At 61.3% G+C, this 18148-nt stretch carries 17 protein-coding genes; 7 read left to right on the plus strand and 10 right to left on the minus strand.

Annotated features, from left to right (window positions below; translation table 11 throughout):
• Positions 1-14: 14 nt before the first annotated feature.
• Genes ACVWVP_RS10210 through ACVWVP_RS10230 form a run of 5 tightly spaced genes read right to left on the minus strand, consistent with a single transcriptional unit; the run spans position 15 to position 4628 of the window.
• Complete coding sequence (locus ACVWVP_RS10210) at positions 15-986, minus strand: ABC transporter ATP-binding protein (RefSeq protein WP_178919878.1); 972 nt, start codon at positions 984-986, stop codon at positions 15-17.
• Complete coding sequence (locus ACVWVP_RS10215; protein WP_178919877.1) at positions 983-1939, minus strand: ABC transporter ATP-binding protein; 957 nt, start codon at positions 1937-1939, stop codon at positions 983-985. The genes ACVWVP_RS10210 and ACVWVP_RS10215 overlap by 4 nt, the downstream gene beginning before the upstream one ends.
• Complete coding sequence (locus ACVWVP_RS10220) at positions 1936-2793, minus strand: ABC transporter permease (RefSeq protein ID WP_457405581.1); 858 nt, start codon at positions 2791-2793, stop codon at positions 1936-1938. Before ACVWVP_RS10220 ends, ACVWVP_RS10215 begins: the two co-directional genes overlap by 4 nt.
• On the minus strand, positions 2790-3737 hold the full coding sequence (locus ACVWVP_RS10225) for an ABC transporter permease (protein ID WP_178919875.1): 948 nt from the start codon (positions 3735-3737) through the stop codon (positions 2790-2792). Before ACVWVP_RS10225 ends, ACVWVP_RS10220 begins: the two co-directional genes overlap by 4 nt.
• Positions 3738-3740: 3 nt before the next feature.
• Positions 3741-4628, minus strand: coding sequence for a proline iminopeptidase-family hydrolase (locus ACVWVP_RS10230; RefSeq protein WP_259173401.1), 888 nt, complete (start codon positions 4626-4628; stop codon positions 3741-3743).
• A gap of 183 nt (positions 4629-4811) precedes the next feature.
• Between ACVWVP_RS10230 and ACVWVP_RS10235 the strand changes: the two genes are divergently transcribed.
• Positions 4812-5576, plus strand: a complete 765-nt coding sequence (locus tag ACVWVP_RS10235; protein ID WP_178919873.1) for a LuxR family transcriptional regulator — start codon at positions 4812-4814, stop codon at positions 5574-5576.
• A gap of 93 nt (positions 5577-5669) precedes the next feature.
• Complete coding sequence (locus tag ACVWVP_RS10240; RefSeq protein WP_178919872.1) at positions 5670-6602, plus strand: proline iminopeptidase-family hydrolase; 933 nt, start codon at positions 5670-5672, stop codon at positions 6600-6602.
• A 79-nt stretch (positions 6603-6681) separates the two neighbouring features.
• Here ACVWVP_RS10240 and ACVWVP_RS10245 read toward each other — a convergent pair whose 3' ends face one another.
• Positions 6682-8184, minus strand: coding sequence for a nucleobase:cation symporter-2 family protein (locus ACVWVP_RS10245; RefSeq protein ID WP_178919871.1), 1503 nt, complete (start codon positions 8182-8184; stop codon positions 6682-6684).
• A 172-nt stretch (positions 8185-8356) separates the two neighbouring features.
• Here ACVWVP_RS10245 and ACVWVP_RS10250 point away from each other — a divergent pair, with 172 nt between their 5' ends.
• Positions 8357-9307 carry a LysR family transcriptional regulator gene (locus tag ACVWVP_RS10250; RefSeq protein ID WP_178919870.1) on the plus strand — a complete coding sequence of 317 codons (951 nt, stop codon included), beginning with the start codon at positions 8357-8359 and terminating at the stop codon, positions 9305-9307.
• A gap of 143 nt (positions 9308-9450) precedes the next feature.
• Positions 9451-10284, plus strand: coding sequence for a nucleoside-binding protein (locus tag ACVWVP_RS10255; RefSeq protein WP_457405584.1), 834 nt, complete (start codon positions 9451-9453; stop codon positions 10282-10284).
• Between the two features lie 105 nt (positions 10285-10389).
• Here the strand turns inward: ACVWVP_RS10255 and punC are convergent, their stop codons facing one another.
• Complete coding sequence (gene punC, locus ACVWVP_RS10260) at positions 10390-11574, minus strand: purine nucleoside transporter PunC (protein WP_457405585.1); 1185 nt, start codon at positions 11572-11574, stop codon at positions 10390-10392.
• Positions 11575-11696: 122 nt separating this feature from the next.
• Here punC and punR point away from each other — a divergent pair, with 122 nt between their 5' ends.
• Positions 11697-12611 carry a DNA-binding transcriptional activator PunR gene (gene punR / locus ACVWVP_RS10265; protein WP_178919868.1) on the plus strand — a complete coding sequence of 305 codons (915 nt, stop codon included), beginning with the start codon at positions 11697-11699 and terminating at the stop codon, positions 12609-12611.
• 119 nt (positions 12612-12730) lie between these two features.
• Here punR and ACVWVP_RS10270 read toward each other — a convergent pair whose 3' ends face one another.
• Complete coding sequence (locus ACVWVP_RS10270; RefSeq protein WP_457405588.1) at positions 12731-13900, minus strand: acetylornithine/succinylornithine family transaminase; 1170 nt, start codon at positions 13898-13900, stop codon at positions 12731-12733.
• Between the two features lie 103 nt (positions 13901-14003).
• Here ACVWVP_RS10270 and ACVWVP_RS10275 point away from each other — a divergent pair, with 103 nt between their 5' ends.
• Complete coding sequence (locus tag ACVWVP_RS10275; RefSeq protein WP_259173407.1) at positions 14004-14909, plus strand: LysR family transcriptional regulator; 906 nt, start codon at positions 14004-14006, stop codon at positions 14907-14909.
• Here ACVWVP_RS10275 and ACVWVP_RS10280 read toward each other — a convergent pair.
• Both ACVWVP_RS10280 and fabV read right to left on the minus strand, forming a co-directional pair.
• Positions 14906-15529, minus strand: a complete 624-nt coding sequence (locus ACVWVP_RS10280) for an HAD family hydrolase (RefSeq protein ID WP_178919865.1) — start codon at positions 15527-15529, stop codon at positions 14906-14908. The genes ACVWVP_RS10275 and ACVWVP_RS10280 overlap by 4 nt on opposite strands.
• Positions 15530-15758: 229 nt before the next feature.
• Positions 15759-16952: an enoyl-ACP reductase FabV gene (gene fabV / locus ACVWVP_RS10285; RefSeq protein WP_176995384.1), complete on the minus strand. Its 1194-nt coding sequence runs from the start codon at positions 16950-16952 to the stop codon at positions 15759-15761.
• A gap of 274 nt (positions 16953-17226) precedes the next feature.
• Between fabV and ACVWVP_RS10290 the strand changes: the two genes are divergently transcribed.
• Positions 17227-18051 (plus strand): aspartyl/asparaginyl beta-hydroxylase domain-containing protein, encoded by an 825-nt coding sequence (locus ACVWVP_RS10290; RefSeq protein WP_259173410.1) that lies wholly within the window; start codon positions 17227-17229, stop codon positions 18049-18051.
• Positions 18052-18148: the final 97 nt, after the last annotated feature.

Genomic DNA, 18148 nt, shown 5'->3' on the forward strand with positions numbered 1-18148 from the left:
TGAATGGCAGAGGGTTAGAGCAACGGTTCTTCAAGCACGCAACTGTACCGATGCTCGTGCAGGAAATGGGTAGGCGGCAACACGACGGAACACATGGCCCGGGCATGCCGGCAACGGGGGTGGAAGGCGCAGCCTGTGGGCAAATTCAGCGGGCTGGGTGGCTCACCTGGCAAGGGTTCGGCAGGCAACGGCCGATGCGGATCGATCTCGGGAATCGCCTCGATCAACGCGGCGGTATACGGATGACGCGGCGCCGTGAACACCGCCTCCACCGGCCCCTCCTCGACGATCTTGCCCAGGTACATCACCGCCACGCGGTCGCACAAACGCCGCACGATGGCCAGGTCGTGGGCGATGAACAGGATCGCCAGGTTCATGCGCTGTTGCAGTTCCAGCAACAGGTTGATGATCTGGCCCTGGATCGACACATCCAGCGCCGCCACGCATTCGTCGGCAATGATCAGGCGCGGCTCCACCGCCAGCGCCCGGGCGATACCCACGCGCTGGCACTGGCCCCCACTGAGGGAGCCGGGTTTGCGGCTGGCCAGTTCGGGGCGTAGGCCAACCAGATCAAGCAACTCATTCACGCGTGCGGGGATCTGCTCTGACGCGACCTTGCGTTGCACCCGAAGCACCTCGGCAATGGTTTCACCGATGGTGTGGCGCGGGTTCAGCGCGGCGTACGGGTCCTGGAAGATCATTGCGGTTTCATGGCGCAGGCGGGTGATGTCGATGGCGCTGCCATGGGCCATGTCGATGCCATCAAACAAGACCTGGCCGGCGCTGATGGGGTTGAGGTGCAGGATCGCCCGGCCCAGAGTGCTTTTACCGCTACCGGATTCGCCCACCAGCCCCAGGGTTTCACCCGCCGCCAGGTTCAGCGACACGCCATTGACCGCCCTCACCCACTGCTTGTTCAGGCCGAACACGCCCGTGCCGGACGCGGCAAACTTCACCTCAAGGTCCTTGATCTGCAACAAGCTCATGGCTGGCCTCCGAGGGGATAGTGGCACGCCACTCGCGCACCTTCAGGCAACACGCGGGTACACAACGCGCCGACCTGCGGGCAACGCGGGTTGAACCGACAACCGGCGGGCAATGCGTCCAGCAAGGGAGGCTGTCCGGGGATCGTGCGCAGCAAGGCGTGACCGCTGCTATGGGCAGGCTGGCAGTCGATCAAACCCGCTGTGTACGGATGTTGCGGATGGGCCAGCACCTCGTATTTGCTGCCGTGCTCGCACAGGCGCCCGGCGTACATCACCGCGATGGCGTCACAGGTTTGTGCCACCACGCCCAGGTCATGGGTGATCATGATGATCGACAGGCCGCGCTCGTCACGCAGCGCCAGCAGCAGCCGCAAAATCTGCGCCTGCACGGTGACGTCCAGGGCGGTAGTCGGTTCATCGGCGATCAGCACTTTCGGGTTGCAGCCCAACGCCACTGCGATCATCGCGCGCTGGCGCATGCCGCCGGAAAACTCGTGGGGGTAGTTGTCGACGCGGGCCTGGGGGTCGGGAATACCGACCTGGCGCAGCACCTCGATGGCCTGCCGGCGTGCGTCTTTTTTCGAGGCACCTTGATGCAGCCGGATGCCCTCGGCGATCTGCTCGCCGATGCGCATCAACGGGTCCAGGTGGCTGCTGGGGTTCTGGAAAATCATGCCCAATTGCCCACCGCGTACGGCGCGCATACTGGCATCGTCCAGTTGCAGCAGATCCTGGCCGGCCAGCCGCACCGCACCGCCTTGCACACGCAGGTTGGGCGACGGCAGCAGGCGCATCAGCCCACGGCAGGCCATGGTCTTGCCCGAGCCGCTCTCGCCCACCAGGCCGAGGATTTCACCTTCGGCCAGGTCGAACGACACGCGCTCCACCAAGGTGACATCACGACCGGCGTTACTGGCGATCACACTGAGGTCGCGCACTTGCAACAGGCTCATGAGCGATCTCCCAACACTTGCGCCACACCGTCGGCCAGCAGGCTGAAACCCATGGCCAGGGTCACGATGGCCACGCCGGGAAAGGTGCAGATCCACCACGCGGTGGTGATGAACGCTTGCCCTTCGGCCACCATGGTGCCCCACTCCGCTGTCGGTGGTTGCACACCCAGGCCCAGGTAGCTGACGGCCGCGCCATTGAGCAGCACCAGCACCGCGTCCGACATGGAAAACACGATCGAGCCAAACATCGCATTGGGCAGCAAATGCCGAAACAGAATGCGCCCATGGCCAAAGCCCAGGCTCTTGGCCGCCAGGGCGAAGTCGCTTTCCTTGAGCACCAGGATCTGCGAGCGAATCAGCCGCGCGTAAGACACCCAGCCCACCAGCGCCATGGCGATGTAGAAGCTCTTCAAGCCCGGCCCGAGGATCGCCATGATCGCCAGCATCAGCACCAGGAAGGGAAAGGCCAGGATCACGTCGATCACGCGCATGCAAAAGCTGTCGAAGCGCCCGCCGATATAACCGGACACCGCGCCGACGAAGGTGCCGATCATGAACGGGAAGATCACGCCGACGATGGCCAATTGCAGGTCGATGCGCGCGCCCCAGATCACCCTCGACAGAATGTCGCGACCGTAGTTATCCGTACCAAATGGATGGGCCAGGCTCGGCCCGAGCAAACTGATGTCCGTGTTCTGTGCTATCGGGTCATAAGGCGCAATCCACGGGGCGAACAGCGCAAGCCCCAGCCACGCCAGCAGAATCAGCAAACCCCACGCGGCCGTCAGACGGCCATTGCGAAAACCGAAGCGCAAGCGCAGGCGCCAGGGCGCAATCAACGGACGGCTGCTCATTGCATTTTCACCCGTGGGTCGAGGGCCACAGTGACCACGTCAGCGATGAAGTTGATCAGCACCGTGGCGCAGGCCAGCACCATGGCCACGCCCTGCACCACCATGTAGTCGCGGGTAAAGATGCCGCGCACCAGCAATTGGCCGATGCCGGGAATGGCGAACAGGCTTTCGATCACCACGGTGCCGCTGATCAGCCAGCCGATATTCACCGCCAGCAGGTTGACCGCGGGCACCAGGGAATTGGGCAGCACATGCCGACGAAACACCGCGGCTTCCGACAACCCACGGGCCCGGGCCGCCGTGACATGGTCGGCCTGCAGCTCCATCAGCATGCTTGCGCGCAAGTTGCGCACCAGCACCGCCGACAGCGCCAGGGCGATGGTCAAGCATGGCAGCACCATGTGGTGGGCCTTGTCGAGCCAGGTGCGACCGTAGCCAGACACCGGAAACAAGCCCCACTGCACACTCAGCAACAAAATCAGCATCAAGCCCAGCCAGAACGCCGGCATGCCCAGGCCGACCGTGGTGAACACGCGGATCAAGTTATCCGCCCAGCCACCTTTATTACGTGCCGCCCAGGTTGCCAGCGGCACCGCGATCAACAGCGCCAGCACCACACTGCCGAGCACCAGCACCAGGGTGGGTTCGATGCGTGTGACGATCAGCTTCAGGGCATCGACCTTGTACAGCAGGGATTGGCCGAGGTCGCCCTTGAGCAGGTTCTTGAGGAAGTAGAAATATTGCAGCCACAACGGCTGATCCAGGCCGTACTGGGCGCGGATCTTCAGCAAGGCGTCCGGCGTGCTGCGCGAGCCCAGCAACGCGCGTGCCGGGTCCCCGGGGATCGAGCGCACCAGCACAAAGGTGATCAGGCTGATGCCAAACAGCACCGGCAGCAATTGCAGCGGCCGGGACAGCACAAAACGGTAACGCGCCAGGTTCATCCGTCAGCCCCGGTGACGAGCGAGAAAGTCCAGCAGCACCGGAAAGTACGCCTGGGGCTCTTCATAAAAAGGCATGTGGCTGCTGTTGGGGAACACGTGCAACTGCGCGTGTCTGGCCGCGAGCTTCATGCGGTGGGCGCAGGCCGGGGTGAGTTCGTCGTGCTGCCCGGTGGTGATCAGGATCGGCATCGTGAACTCGCCCATCTCCTTGATGCGGTTCCAGTCCTTGAGGTTGCCGATGTAGAGGAATTCGTTGGGGCCTTGCATGGTTTCGTACGGGCCCATGTTCCAGTCGCCCAGAGAGCGTTTGACCGGCTCCGGCCATTCGTCCAGGCGGCACACGTGGCGATAGTTGAGCAAGGTGATCGCGGCCTGGTACTGCGGATGATCCAGGGTGCCCATGGCTTCGTGGCGCTGCATCATGGCCACGGTTTCGCTGCCGAGGGCGCCGCGCAGGCGTTCAAGTTCCTGGGACAGGTGCGGAATGTCGCCGACCGTGTTTTCGAGGATCAGGCTTTTCAGCGCGTCGGGGTAATAAATGGCGTACTCGATGCCGAGCCAGCCGCCCCAGGAATGCCCGAGCAGGTGCACGCGGCCCAGGCCCAGGGCCTGGCGCACGGTTTCGACTTCTTCGACATAACGGCGGATATCCCACAACGAAACGTCGGTCGGTCTGGCTGAAGCGCCCGTGCCAAGCTGGTCGAATGCAACCACTCGCAGGTTATGGTCCTTGAGCCAGCCATGGGCGTCGCGCAAGTAGTCACACGGCAGGCCCGGGCCGCCGTTGAGACACAAGAGCACCTCATCGCCTTCGCCAAAGCTGTAGACCACGAGGTTATGGCCGTCGACTTGCACGTTGTACTGCTGGTCGGGGGCAATTTCACGCCACATGCATACATTCCTTGTGTTGTATCGGCCTGGCAGGTAGCGGCCGTTTATCAGGCCAACACTACCGAGGATGCCGTGCGTCCATAACCTAGTATTTCTTATAGGTTTGGCCTGGCAGTCCTTCGCCGGGGCGTGGCATTCTACTTGCCGCAAGTCGAGATTCAAATGAATTCGGGAGCAGAACGGATGCTGGCCAAGCTTACTGCCTTCAACAATCGTCTGATGCCGGGCAGGAGCCTGGATGAGCAGATGGACAATACGTTTATTCTCGCCCAGCAGTTGGGCTTCGATGCACTGGTGTACGACTACACCCCGGTGCCCATCGACCAGGATGGCTCGCTCATCACCCCTTCGGTGCTGGAGCTGCGCAACACCCCGTCCGACTGGCACGCCTTGTGGTGCAGTGAAGGGTTCTATCAGATCGACCCGGTTCAGCACCTGGCCCTGAGCACGGTGTCGCCGTTTGTCTGGTCCTATGAGGCCAAGGCCGAGACCGCGCTGCAAAAGATCATCGATCCTTGCCATGCCCCGGTGTCTTCCTACCTGCATGAGCGGCAACTCACCTGCGGCGTGAGCGTGCCCATCCACCTGCCCCGTGGCGGCTTCGCATCGCTGACCGGCCTGCGCACCGGCAAGGCGCGCACCGTATTACGCGACGCCCAGCAGACCCTGGCGGACTTCAGCCTGATTACCCATGCATTGCAGGAAGCAGCCTACCCACTGTTCAGCAAGGCGCTACGCAGCTACCCCCATATTCACCTGACCAAGCGCGAACGCGAATGCCTGAAATGGGCCGCCGACGGCCTGACCGCCGCCGAAATCGCCACGCAACTGAGCCGGTCACTGGCGGTGGTCACCCTGCACCTGGCCTCGGCGATGCACAAGCTGGGCGCCAAGAACCGCGTGCAAGCGGTGGTACGCGCCACCCATTACCGCCTGCTGGAGGACTGACCCTTCGGCAAAACCTAGCTGTTTTGCTAGTTACCTAAAGCTGCCCTGCCGACTATGGTGTCCCTGATCCTTTTTTTAAGAGCAGGGTACGAAATGGAATTCATCGAGAAAATCCGCGAAGGCTTTGCGGCCTTCGGCGCCTACCAGACCTGGTATCGCGTCACCGGCGACCTGACCACCGGCCGTACACCGTTGGTGATCATTCACGGCGGCCCCGGCTGCACCCATGACTACGTCGATGCGTTCAAGGACGTCGCGGCCAGCGGCCATGCGGTGATTCACTACGATCAAATCGGCAATGGCCGTTCCACCCACTTGCCCGACAAAGACCCGTCTTTCTGGACCATCGGCCTGTTCCTTGAAGAGCTGAACAACCTGCTGGACCACCTGCAAATCAGCGACAACTACGCGATCCTCGGGCAATCCTGGGGCGGCATGCTCGGCAGCGAACACGCCATCCTGCAACCCAAGGGCCTGCGCGCATTCATCCCGGCCAACTCGCCGACCTGCATGCGTACTTGGGTGAGCGAAGCCAACCGCCTGCGCCAGTTGCTGCCCGAAGGCGTGCATGAAACCCTGCTCAAGCACGAAGCGGCCGGCACCTACAGCGACCCCGAGTACCAGGCTGCCTCACGGATTTTCTACGACCAGCACGTGTGCCGGGTCAACCCATGGCCAGAAGAAGTGGCACGCACATTCGCCCAGGTCGATGCCGACCCGACGGTATACCACGCCATGAGCGGCCCCACCGAGTTCCACGTGATCGGCAGCTTGAAGGACTGGAATGTGATTGGCCGGCTGTCGGCGATCAAGGTGCCGACCCTGGTGATCTCCGGCCGCCACGACGAAGCCACACCGCTGGTGGTCAAGCCGTTCCTGGATGAGATCGAGGATGTGCGCTGGGCACTGTTCGAAGACTCGAGCCACATGCCTCACGTGGAAGAACGTCAGGCGTGCATGGGCACGGTGGTGAAGTTTCTGGATGAGGCGTGCTCGTTGCCGCACCGCGCACTCAAGGCCGGCTAAACACCCCTGTTGCTACACCGACTGGCTGAAACCCTGTAGGAGCTGGCTTGCCAGCTCCTACAGGTATATCGGGGAGGTTTTAGACTTCGCTGGTCTCGGGCTTGGCGGACTTCTTGGGCACCTCGGCCACCAACGGAATCTCCTTGCCCTCGGCATCAAACAACTTGCCGCCACTGAAGTAATCGCCATCGCGCAGTTCCGACACATCGCGGAAGCACAAGCTGCGCTCGGTCCCCGCCACGAACACTGACTGCTGGTCCGAGTTGCCGGCCGTGAAGTGGTTGAACGCCAGGTTCAGCAGGATCGCCATGATCGCCGACGAGCTGATACCCGAATGGAAAATCGTCGCAAACCAGCTCGGAAAGTGGTCATAGAAGCTCGGCGCGGCGATGGGGATCATGCCGAAACCGATGGAAGTGGCCACGATGATCAGGTTCATGTTGTTGCGATAATCCACCTTGGACAAGGTACGGATACCGCTGGCCGCCACGGTGCCGAACAACACGATCCCGGCACCGCCCAACACCGACGTCGGCACCGCCGCAATCACCCGCCCCATGAAGGGCAGCAAGCCGAGCACTACCAGAAACACCCCGCCGGTGGCCACCACAAAACGGCTCTTCACGCCGGTCACCGCCACCAGGCCTACGTTCTGGGCAAATGCGCTTTGGGTGAAGGAACCGAAGATTGGCGCGAACATGCTCGACAGCATATCGGCGCGCAAGCCATTGCCCAGGCGTTTGGAGTCGACCTTGGTGTCGATGATTTCACCGACGGCCAGGATGTCTGCCGAGGTTTCCACCAGGGTCACCATCACCACGATGCACATGGAAATGATCGCCGCCACGTGGAAGGTTGGCATGCCGAAATGGAATGGTGTAGGGAAACCGAACATCGGCCCCTGGGCCACACCGGAGAAGTCGGCCATGCCCAGGAATACCGCAATCACCGTACCGATCACCATTGCCAACAGGATCGACAACCGCGAGATCGTCGCGCTGCCGATTTTGCTCAGCAGCAGCACCAACACCAGGGTCAGCGCGGCCAGCCCGATGTTGGACATACTGCCAAAATCCGCCGCGCGGCTATTGCCGCCCATGGCCCAGCGGGCCGCGACGGGCATGAGGGTCAAGCCGATGGTGGTGATCACGATGCCAGTCACCAGCGGCGGGAAAAACTTGGTGATCCGCGAGAACACCGGCGTGATCAGCAAGCCGATGAACGACGCGGCCATCACCGCCCCGAGTATCGCCGGCACGCCGCCCGCCCCATCACTGCCGACAATCGCCACCATCGTGGCCACACCGGCAAAGGACACGCCCTGCACCAGCGGCAACTGACAACCAAAAAACGGCAAGCCAAGGGTTTGCAGCAGCGTGGCCAGGCCACCGGCAAACAGTGACGCAGCGATCAGCAGGCCGATATCGGCGGGCGACAACCCCGCTGCCTGACCGACGATCAACGGAACGGCAACGATGCCGCCGTACATGGTAAGCACATGCTGCAGGCCGTAAGCCATATTGGCCGCGACGCCGAGATTCTCATCTTCTGGCCGCTGCGGTGACGCCTTCGGGATAGTCATGGTGGGGGGTCTCTGTTTTTGTTGTGTATTCACTGTATGCAAAGGAAAGACGGGATGTCCATAGAGTTGTATACAATCAATTTCACAATAAGCCAGATGACGGCGATACAAAAATCCATTCAGCCGCCCTGCCCTGTGGCTTGAAGCCGTGCGCAAAAGGACCTGAAAAAAAATGCTCAACCGCAAGCTGCGTATTCATGCTCCGGCCATCTACTACTTCGACATGGTGCGGCGCTGCCATTCGATCCGCGAAGCCGCGCGGCGCCTGAACGTGGCGTCGTCGGCCGTGAACCGGCAGATCCTCAAGTTGGAAGACGAGATGGGCGCACCACTGTTCGAGCGGTTGCCGGGCGGCCTGCGCGTGACGGCCGCCGGTGAGATCCTTACGCGCCACATCAGCCTGCTGCTGCAGGATGTAGAACGGGTGCGCGGTGAACTGGATGGCTTGCACGGCGTGCAGACCGGGCATGTGGAAATCGCCACGGTGGAAGGGGCCGCCGTCGAACTGCTGCCTGCCGCACTCCGGCGTATGCGCGAGCGCTATCCGAAGGTGACGATTGGCGTCACGGTGCAGGGTTCGCAGTCGATTCCCGGCGCGGTGGTCAATGGCCAGGCGGACCTCGGCCTGGCGTTTGCTCTACCGCGCAGCAACGAAATCACCCAGTTGTGCGTCGGCCATTTCCGCTTGGGCGCATTGATGACGCCGGAGCATCCGCTGGCCGGTGAAACGCGGGTGAGCTATGGGCAATGCTGCGAATACGGGGTGATCCAGGCCAAAAGCGAACTGTCGGTGCATCACCTCATCGCCCCGTTGCACACATCCACAGCGGCAGCGAGCAAGCCCCTGCTGCACAGCAACTCCATGGAACTGGCGCGACAGTTGGCGCGCCAGCAATTGGGCATCGCCTTCCAGACTCGCATCGGTATCGAGGCCGACCTGCAGCGCGGCGAACTGCTGCACATTCCGCTGAGCGACCAGGGTGGCATCTTCAGCGACCTGGGCGTGTATGCCCGCAAGGACCGTGACTTGCCCGTGGCGGTGCAAGCCCTGACCCACCTGTTGGGCGAAGAGATCGCCTTGCGCGAACGCGAGGAAATGCCTGCGGCGCCGCGTATTTCCTGACTTTCAGGGCAAATACCGTGCTGCCGTTTCGGCATCGCCCCAGGCGAGATTCTGTTCTTTGGCGCACGCCCGCCCTGTGCTGATACTGCGCCCGGCGGTCCCTGCAAGGCCGCCATGAGCCAAACGCCAAAGGAATAAAAACAATGAAAAAGGCACTGCACGGCGCAACCGTCTTACTGTCCCTCCTCGGCGGCGGGGAGGCTGTCGCGGTGGAATGGATGAACAACAGCGTAGGTTTCCGCTACGGCCAGCACTTCACCAATCCGAACAACCCCGACGATTTCAGCAAGCGCATCTACAGCTTTACCCACGCCAGCGGTTACACATACGGCAGCAACTACTTCAACCTTGATGTGTTCCTGTCCGACAGCAGCGACCCGCGCAAAGGCACGGACCATGGCGGCAGCGAGGTGTACGGCGTGTACCGGCACCAGTTGTACGCGTCGCGGGTATTCGATGTGCCGCTGGGCACCGGCCTGATCAAGGATTACGCCCTGACGGCGGGGTTTGACGCCAACCGCAACAACAACTTCGCGTCAGCCAAAAAGCGCGCCCTGGTGATTGGTCCTACCTTGAAATTCAACACCGTCGGTGTGCTCGACCTGAGCCTGATGTACTACAAGGAAAAGAACCACACCGGCATCCCCGGCGCGCAAGAGTCGAACCACACGTTCGATGACACCTACATGCTCAACCTGACGTGGATGCGCCCGTTCGAGGTTGCCAGCCACGCGGTCAAGTTTCAGGGCTTCATCAATTACGTCGGGGAAAAAGGCAAGGACTACCACGGCCGCGACACCGCGCCGGAAGCGCTGATGCGTACCGCGCTGATGGTGGCGGTGCGGCCGGGCAAAAGCGTGAAACCGAACCTGTACCTGGGCGTGGGTTATGAGTACTGGCATAACAAGTTCGGCGTCGACGGTGGCCGAGGTACTCGCACTTCAACCCCGACGCTGAACATGGAAGTCACCTTCTGACACCCGCCAACCTGTAGGAGCCGGCTTGCCGGGGATAGCGGTGGGTCAGCGACGAATGGGCTAACTGATAGACCGCGATCGCCGGCAAGCCGGCTCCTACAGGGGTCAGGCCTGGGCCAGTTTGGCAGGGTTGTTTTTTGGCCGCGCCAGCCAGTAACCCAATACCGCCAACGGCGCAGTCGCCAGCATCACGATCACGGTGATCAACAACGGCTGATCGATCATCGACGACACCAACAGGCTGCTGAGGAAACACAGCCCCAATTGCAGAGTGTTTTGCAGAGCCGCGGCCTTGCCGGAATTTTCTGCAAACGGCATCAGTGCATTCGCCACCACGATGGGATAGCTCGCGCCATTGACCAGGGCCATCAGGCAGAACGGAATCAGCAAGGTGGTGAGGGTCGGCACGGTCAAGGTGGCAACCAGGTACAACGCCAGCATGCTGATGCAATACGCCACCAGCAACCACGGCAGCAGTGTTTTGCCCTGATAACGCTGCAAGGCGCTGCGGCAACTGTAGCCGCCCACCAGGAATGCCAAGGTCGGCAACACGTAGCTCAAGCCAATGTCATTCGGGCTGTAGCCCATATCGCCCAGAATGAACGGTGAGGCGGTCAGCCAGGCGAAGAAGCTGGCGGAGCACGCGGCAAAGATCATCACGTTGCCGGTAAACACGCGGGATGTCAGCAGTTGCCCGTAACCCAGGCGCGAACGTTCGCCCGTCTGCGCCTGACGTTTCGGTACAGTGCGCAGGAACAAAGTGGGCAACAGCAGCAGCAACGACACGCCCAGCAACACGCCGAAGATCGCTTGCCAGCCGAAGTGGTTTAACACCATCGCCCCCAGCAACGGCGCCAGGGCCGGCGACAGTGACATCAGCGGCATGATGCTGGCGAACACGCGATGGGCCTTGTCGGCCGGGTAACGGTCGATCACCAGCGCCTGCCAACTCACGGCGGCGGAACACACGCCAATCGCTTGGACAAAGCGCAACGCCAGCAGTTGCGGCGCGGTCTCGACCCAGAACATGCCCAAGCAACCCAGCACAAACAGGCTCAGGCCGGTGAGCAAGATCGGCTTGCGCCCCAAGCGGTCAGACAGCGGCCCCCACAGCAACTGCCCCACCGCAAAGCCCGCGAGGAAAATACTCAAGCTGGCGCCCACGGCACCCGCGCCGATCTGCAACTGTTCGCCCATGGCGCCGAAGGCCGGCAAGTACATGTCCATGGCCAGATAACCGAGCATGCTCAGCCCCGCCAGATACCCCGTGAAACCAAAAGAATTTTTCATTGAAGCCTTGAAGATCCTGCCATCAAACTATTTGCTGACTGGCGCCCATTATGAAGCTGACAGTTTTTGTGTGAAGCGATAATAATTGGACACTCTGATCAAATATTTTGAAGGCAACCATCATGTGGTCTGAATACTCTCTGGACGTGGTCGATGCGGTAGCGCGCCATGGCAGCTTCAGTGCGGCCGCCCAGGAATTGCACCGTGTGCCGTCGGCCATCAGCTACACGGTGCGTCAGATCGAAGAGTGGCTGGCCGTACCACTGTTCGTGCGCAGGCACCGGGACGTGGAGCTGACACCCGCCGGCCGCCTCTTTATAGAAGAAGCCCGTGGCGTGATGAAAAAGATGCTCGGCACGCGCCGGCTATGCCAGCAGGTGGCCAATGGCTGGAGCGGCCAATTGAAAGTGGCCGTGGACTCAATCGTCAAACCCCAGCGCTGCCGGCAACTGGTGCTGGATTTCTACCGGCAGTTTCCCGAAGTGGAGTTGCTGCTGGAATACGAGGTGTACAACGGTGTGTGGGATGCGCTGGCCGATGAGCGCACCGACATTGTGATCGGCGCCACCAGCGCGGTGCCGGTGGCCAGCCACTTCACGTTTCGTGACATGGGCCTGTTGAACTGGCTGTGCGTGGTCAGTGCCAAGCACCCGCTGGCGACAGTCGAGGGGTTGCTCAATGACGATCAGCTGCGTCCCTTCGCCTCCCTGTGCATGACCGACACGTCGCGCAACCTGCCCAAGCGCGACACCTGGACCCTGGATAACCAACGGCGGCTGGTGGTGCCCAACTGGGCCTCGGCCATCGATTGCCTGCGCGACGGCCTGTGCGTCGGCATGGCGCCGGCGCATCAGGTGTTGCCGTGGATCGAGCGCGGTGAGTTGGTGGCGTTGCAACTGAGCCGGCCGTTTCCGGCCAGCCCGTCGTGTGTGGCCTGGGCACAGAACAAATTGTCGCCGGCCATGGCGTGGTTGCTGGAGTACCTGGGGGATACCGAGACGATGAATCAGGAGTGGTTGAATGGGCCTGATCTCTGAAAATCACACCGCCTGAGTGTAGGAGCTGGCTTGCCGGCGATAGCGGACTATCTGTGCCAACTGTGTTGGCTGGCACACTGCAATCGCAGGCAAGCCCGCTCCCACACTTTAATCGCATTTCAATCCAGTAACCGGGTAATGGCCCGCACGATCATCTCGGCTTCCTTGGCATCCAGGGTCAACGGCGGCAACAGCCGGATGATCTTGCCCCGCGTCACGTTGATCAGCAGCCCATGCTCCTGGGCCGCCCGCAGGGCCAGGTCACGCAATGGCTCGGCCAGTTCAATACCAATCATCAAACCCTGCCCACGGATCGCCAGCACATTCGGGTATTCGCTCAACGCCACCCGCAACCGCGCCAGCAGGCGTTCGCCCTGTTGCGCGGCGTTTTGCAGCAAGCCTTGTTCCTCGATGATATCCAGCACGGTGCAGCCCACACGGCAGGCCAGTGGATTGCCGCCAAACGTGCTGCCGTGGCTGCCGGGGGTGAACAGTTTGGCCACCGAAGCACGCGCCAGACAGGCGCCGATGGGCACACCGTTGCCGAGGCCTTTGGCCAGGGTCATGACGTCCGGGACAATGCCCTCGTGCTGGAACGCGAACCAGGCGCCGGTACGGCCGATACCGGTCTGGATCTCGTCGAGCATCATCAACCAGCCGTGGCGCGTGCAGTGATCACGCAAGGCGTTGAGATAGCCCGGTGGCGCAGGCAGGACGCCGCTTTCGCCCTGGATCGGCTCCAGCAGCACTGCCGCAATGCGCGCACCGTACTGCTGGGTGATTGCCTCCAGCGCAGCCAGGTCGCCAAAGCCGATCTTGAGGAAATCCCCCGGCAGGCGCTGAAAACCCAGGCGCACCGAGGGACCATCGCTGGCGGCCATGGTGCCGAGGGTGCGCCCATGAAAGGCGTTCTCCATCACCACCACCAACGGTGCTTCGATGTCCTTTTTCCAGCCGTGCAGCCGAGCGAGTTTCAATGCCGTCTCATTCGCCTCGGCGCCGGAGTTGTTGAAAAACGCCTGGTCCAGGCCTGACAAGCCGGTCAGACGCTCGGCCAGCCGTTGCTGCCAGTCGATGCTGTAGAGGTTGGAGGTGTGCAAGAGCAAGCCGGCCTGCTCACTGATGGCTGCCACCAGCTTGGGGTGGGAATGCCCGACGTTGGTCACGGCCACGCCGGCCACGGCATCCAGGTATTCGCGCCCCTGCTGGTCCCACAGACGCGTGCCCAGGCCACGGGTGAAGCTCAAAGGCGAAGGTTGATAGGTGGTCATCAGGCAGGCGGCGGTCATGGCGTCGAACTCCAAGGCAGTGTGTCAGTGCACCCAGTATCGTTAGCCACTCGAGCTGGATAAACTGTGCAAACCTGCAATGACTTTAAACCTGGGCTTGATAATGGATTTGTTCCAAGCGATGACGGTGTACGTAAAGGTGGTGGAGACCGGCAGCATGACCGCCGCGGCGCAGGAGTGCGGGATGTCGACCACCATGGTCAGCAACCACCTGCGCGCGCTGGAGCAACGGCTGGGGGTCAGCCTGCTCAAGCGCACCACCCGCAAACAAAGCCTTACCGAATTTGGCGGGGAGTACTATCAGCGCTGCCTGGAAGTACTGGGGCTGGTGGCCGACTCTGAGCTGCTGGCCGAACAGATCCACAGCGAAACCCCCAAGGGCGACCTGCGTATCACCGCGCCCCCGGTATTCGGCACTGAACGCCTTGTGCCAGCCTTGAGCGAATTTTCCAAGCGCTACCCGCTGATCAACCTGTACGTCGTGCTGAGCAACGAGCGGATGGACCTGGTCGACAGCGGCTTTGACGTGGCGATCCGCCTCGGCGAACTGGAAACCTCCAGCCTGATCGCCCGGCCCATGCAGGACTACACCCTCACCCTCTGCGCATCACCTGACTACTTGGCGCGACGCGGCACGCCGCAGACGCCTGATGACCTGCAACAGCACGACTGCCTGGCGTTCGCCTACCCGGCCAACGACAACTGGCGCGACACCGGCAAACTGTGGCGCATGAGCAATGACGGGGGCGAGGTGGAGGTTCCGGTGTCCGGCTCATTGACCATCAACAGCTCACAAGGCTTGCGCCAGGCGGCCGTGAACGGCATGGGCATCATCATGCTGGCCGATGCCCTGGTACACCCGGACCTGGAAAGCGGCAAACTGGTGGCCTTGTTGACCACCTACAAATTGCCCAGCCGCCCCATGCACCTGCTGTATCGCCAGGACCGTCATCGCCTACCCAAGCTGCGGGCGTTCGTGGACTTCGCGATGGAGCAGTGGGCGCGCTAGAAGCCTACGCCCAACTCACGCAAGCGTGCCGCTGTGCGCTCGGCCGACACGTGATGAACGCCCTGCCAACCGAGTGCGACGGCGGCCTCGATATTGCCGGCCACATCGTCGATAAACACCACCTCACTGGCCTGGATATCCGGCAGATGGGCGCGCACCTGGGCGAGGCTGGCGTGATAGATCGCCGGATCCGGCTTGATCAGCTTCAATTCGCCGGACACGACGATGTCGCGAAAACGCTGCAGGAACGGGTAGTTGGCCCGGGCATACGGAAAGGTTTCGGCTGACCAATTGGTGAGCCCGAACAATGGCATGTCGGCCTCGTGGAGCGCCTCGAGGATTGCCACACCGTCCGGCAAAGGCCCGCGCAGCATTTCGTGCCAGCGGTCGTAGTAGGACTGGATCAGCGTTCGGTGTTGGGGGTATTGCTCGATCAGGCTGCGAGTGCCTTCTGCCAAGGTGCGGCCGGCATCCTGCTCGGTGTTCCAGGCCTGGGTGCAGATGGTGTCGAGAAACCATTGCCGTTCATGGTCGTCGGCAATCAGCTTGCGGTAGAGGTGCTGCGGGCTCCAGTCGAACAGGACACCGCCGAAATCAAAAACTACTGCACGAATCGTCATCAGATTCTCCGTTAGCGTGGCTTGATAGCCAGAGGAGTCTGCCAGATTGTGAGGGAGGATAGGAGCGCAATGGCGCGCAGGAAGGCTCTTGGGCGTTACACAAAACAAATGTGGGAGCGGCGGTGCGACGATTCGACTTGCTCGCGAAAGCGGTGCATCAGTCGCCATATTCAGTGACTGACACTCCGTATTCGCGAGCAAGCCCGCTCCCACATTTTTTCGACCGTGTTTAAGCTTGGATCAAGCCATTAATTTTCACGGTCGGGTTCACGTCGGCGTCGTAGTCCACGCCGTCGATTTCAAAGCCGAACAGGCGCAGGAATTCTGCCTTGTAGCCGGCAAAATCGCTGATCTCGTTGACGTTGTCGTCGGTCACTTGGTTCCACAGTGCAGCCACGGCGTCCTGGACTTTCGGCTCAAGCTCAGCCAGGTCGGCACGCAGGCGGCCGTCGGCGTCAAGTTTCGGCGCTTTGCCGTACAGGCTGTCCTTGAACAGGCCGTAGACCTGCTCGATGCAACCTTCGTGGGTGCCCTGCTCTTTCATCACTTTGAACAGCAGCGACAGGTACAGCGGCATGATCGGGATCGCCGAGCTGGCCTGGGTCACCACCGCCTTGAGCACCGACACACGGGCGTCGCCTTTGAGGGCGGCGAGGTTGTCGCGCAGGGTCAGGACTTTCTTGTCCAGGTCTTTCTTGGCCTCGCCGATGGAGCCGTTCCAGTAGATGTCCTGGGTCAGCTTCTCGCCGAGGTAGGTGAACGCGGTAGTCTTGGCGCCTTCGGCCAACACGTCGGCATCACGCAGGGCGTCGATCCACAGCTGCCAGTCTTCGCCGCCCATCACTTTGACGGTGCCGTCGATTTCTTCCTGGGTCGCAGGCTCCAGGGTGGTGTCGACCACAACGCCCTTGTCGGTGTTGATACCGCGCAGGGTCACGGCCTTGCCGATCGGCTTGAGGGTGGAGTTGTGCACCACGCCTTGCGGGTCGGTACGGCGTGGCGCGGCCAGGCTGTAGACCACCAGGTCGATCTTGCCCAGGTCTTTCTTGATGGTTTCGATGGTCAGGCGCTTGATCTCGTCGGAGAACGCGTCGCCATTGATGCTCTTGGCGTACAGGCCTTTTTCAACGGCAAACTTCTCGAATGCGGCGCTGTTGTACCAGCCGGCGGAACTCAGCTTGCCCTCTTCGCCTTCTTTCTCAAAAAACACGCCCAGGGTATCGGCGCCGCAGCCAAACGCAGCACTGATGCGCGCGGCCAGGCCGTAGCCGGTGGAAGCGCCCAGGACCAGCACCTTCTTCGGGCCGCCTTCGATGGCGCCGTGTTGGGTCACGTAGTCGATCTGTTCCTTGACGTTCGCTTCACAGCCAACAGGGTGAGCGGTCACACAGATAAAGCCACGAACCCGCGGTTTGATGATCATAAAATTTCTGCCTCTTCCAAGGGGTCGACGGCCAGTGGTGGCCATTCAACTTCATTCGTACGGGTCTATGACGTCCGAAAAACCGAAGCGTCACGATAGTCGCAAATCTTCTGTTTACAAAATCCAATCCCAAAAACGCAGGATCGGCCGTCGCAAGGGTTAAAAACTGTGTCGGGCCTTCACAATTTCGCAATATTTAAAACGCCCGCCGGGGTCATAACCCCCTATCATGACTACATTGTTTCGTTATGTTTCATGTCCGGAGCCACGTTTCATGAGTAAAAGTGCTGTTCGCAAGAAGCTGATCTCCGTCGCCTGGGCGCTCGGTGTTCTGCTGTTCATCTACTGCTTCCCACGGACCACCCTGGTGTTTGCGCTGCTGGTAGTGTTCTGCGGCGTTTACGATTTCCTGCGCAATGGTCTGTATGACACTGACACGATCAAGAAATATTTCATCGGCAGTGGCCGCAACACCTGGCTGCTGGCACCGTTCAACACCCTGTTCGACCTGGTGAGCCAACGCAATCGCCATGTCTACACGATGCGTGACCTGCCACCCGCCTGGCGCGAAGACCTGCAGCAAGTGATCGACGACGCCATGGCCCGCAAGGATGAAATCATCGGCTACTTGGACGAGCGCATGGCCGAGAAAAAACGCGGCATGCTGTTTTTCCAATGGTACGGTCGCCCGATCGAAACCAGCCTGGATATCCCGCAACTGCGCAAGAAACTGCCGTTCGTGAAGACCATCGGCGTCTCGGTGTTCAACGAAAACCGTTCGACGTCGTTTCACTTCGGCCCGCTGCGCATGATGTTCCGCGTGCTCTACAACATGGCGCCGGCCCCTCACCACGAGGGTGTGTACATCCAGGTGGGCAAGCACAAGCATTACTGGCACGACGACCCGCTGTTTATCTTCGATGACACGCTGATGCACGCGTCCTTCAACAAGAACGACGCAAAACGTTACTGCTTGTTCATTGATATTGTGCGACCGACCTTGCTGCCGTCGGTGCTCAACGCCGTGATCGCGGGCTTTGCCGGGCTGGTCTTTACCCTGCGTCGGGTTTTCTACAAAAACTGGAAGCTGATTCAGTAAGTTCTGCGGCATGATGGTGCTGGACGGTATTTGCACCCGGCATTGCGACTGGGGTAAAAAATCGTCTCGTGCGTCCGTATTCGGCGCCCACCATTCT

The organism is Pseudomonas sp. TE24901 (genome assembly GCF_054058375.1).

Bases quoted from the DNA above. Each gene is read 5' to 3' on its own strand.
- ACVWVP_RS10210 (WP_178919878.1), bottom strand. From the start codon at position 986: ATGAGCTTGTTGCAGATCAAGGACCTTGAGGTGAAGTTTGCCGCGTCC.
- ACVWVP_RS10215 (WP_178919877.1), bottom strand. From the start codon at position 1,939: ATGAGCCTGTTGCAAGTGCGCGACCTCAGTGTGATCGCCAGTAACGCC.
- ACVWVP_RS10220 (WP_457405581.1), bottom strand. From the start codon at position 2,793: ATGAGCAGCCGTCCGTTGATTGCGCCCTGGCGCCTGCGCTTGCGCTTC.
- ACVWVP_RS10225 (WP_178919875.1), bottom strand. From the start codon at position 3,737: ATGAACCTGGCGCGTTACCGTTTTGTGCTGTCCCGGCCGCTGCAATTG.
- ACVWVP_RS10230 (WP_259173401.1), bottom strand. From the start codon at position 4,628: ATGTGGCGTGAAATTGCCCCCGACCAGCAGTACAACGTGCAAGTCGAC.
- ACVWVP_RS10235 (WP_178919873.1), top strand. From the start codon at position 4,812: ATGCTGGCCAAGCTTACTGCCTTCAACAATCGTCTGATGCCGGGCAGG.
- ACVWVP_RS10240 (WP_178919872.1), top strand. From the start codon at position 5,670: ATGGAATTCATCGAGAAAATCCGCGAAGGCTTTGCGGCCTTCGGCGCC.
- ACVWVP_RS10245 (WP_178919871.1), bottom strand. From the start codon at position 8,184: ATGACTATCCCGAAGGCGTCACCGCAGCGGCCAGAAGATGAGAATCTC.
- ACVWVP_RS10250 (WP_178919870.1), top strand. From the start codon at position 8,357: ATGCTCAACCGCAAGCTGCGTATTCATGCTCCGGCCATCTACTACTTC.
- ACVWVP_RS10255 (WP_457405584.1), top strand. From the start codon at position 9,451: ATGAAAAAGGCACTGCACGGCGCAACCGTCTTACTGTCCCTCCTCGGC.
- punC (WP_457405585.1), bottom strand. From the start codon at position 11,574: ATGAAAAATTCTTTTGGTTTCACGGGGTATCTGGCGGGGCTGAGCATG.
- punR (WP_178919868.1), top strand. From the start codon at position 11,697: ATGTGGTCTGAATACTCTCTGGACGTGGTCGATGCGGTAGCGCGCCAT.
- ACVWVP_RS10270 (WP_457405588.1), bottom strand. From the start codon at position 13,900: ATGACCGCCGCCTGCCTGATGACCACCTATCAACCTTCGCCTTTGAGC.
- ACVWVP_RS10275 (WP_259173407.1), top strand. From the start codon at position 14,004: ATGGATTTGTTCCAAGCGATGACGGTGTACGTAAAGGTGGTGGAGACC.
- ACVWVP_RS10280 (WP_178919865.1), bottom strand. From the start codon at position 15,529: ATGACGATTCGTGCAGTAGTTTTTGATTTCGGCGGTGTCCTGTTCGAC.
- fabV (WP_176995384.1), bottom strand. From the start codon at position 16,952: ATGATCATCAAACCGCGGGTTCGTGGCTTTATCTGTGTGACCGCTCAC.
- ACVWVP_RS10290 (WP_259173410.1), top strand. From the start codon at position 17,227: ATGAGTAAAAGTGCTGTTCGCAAGAAGCTGATCTCCGTCGCCTGGGCG.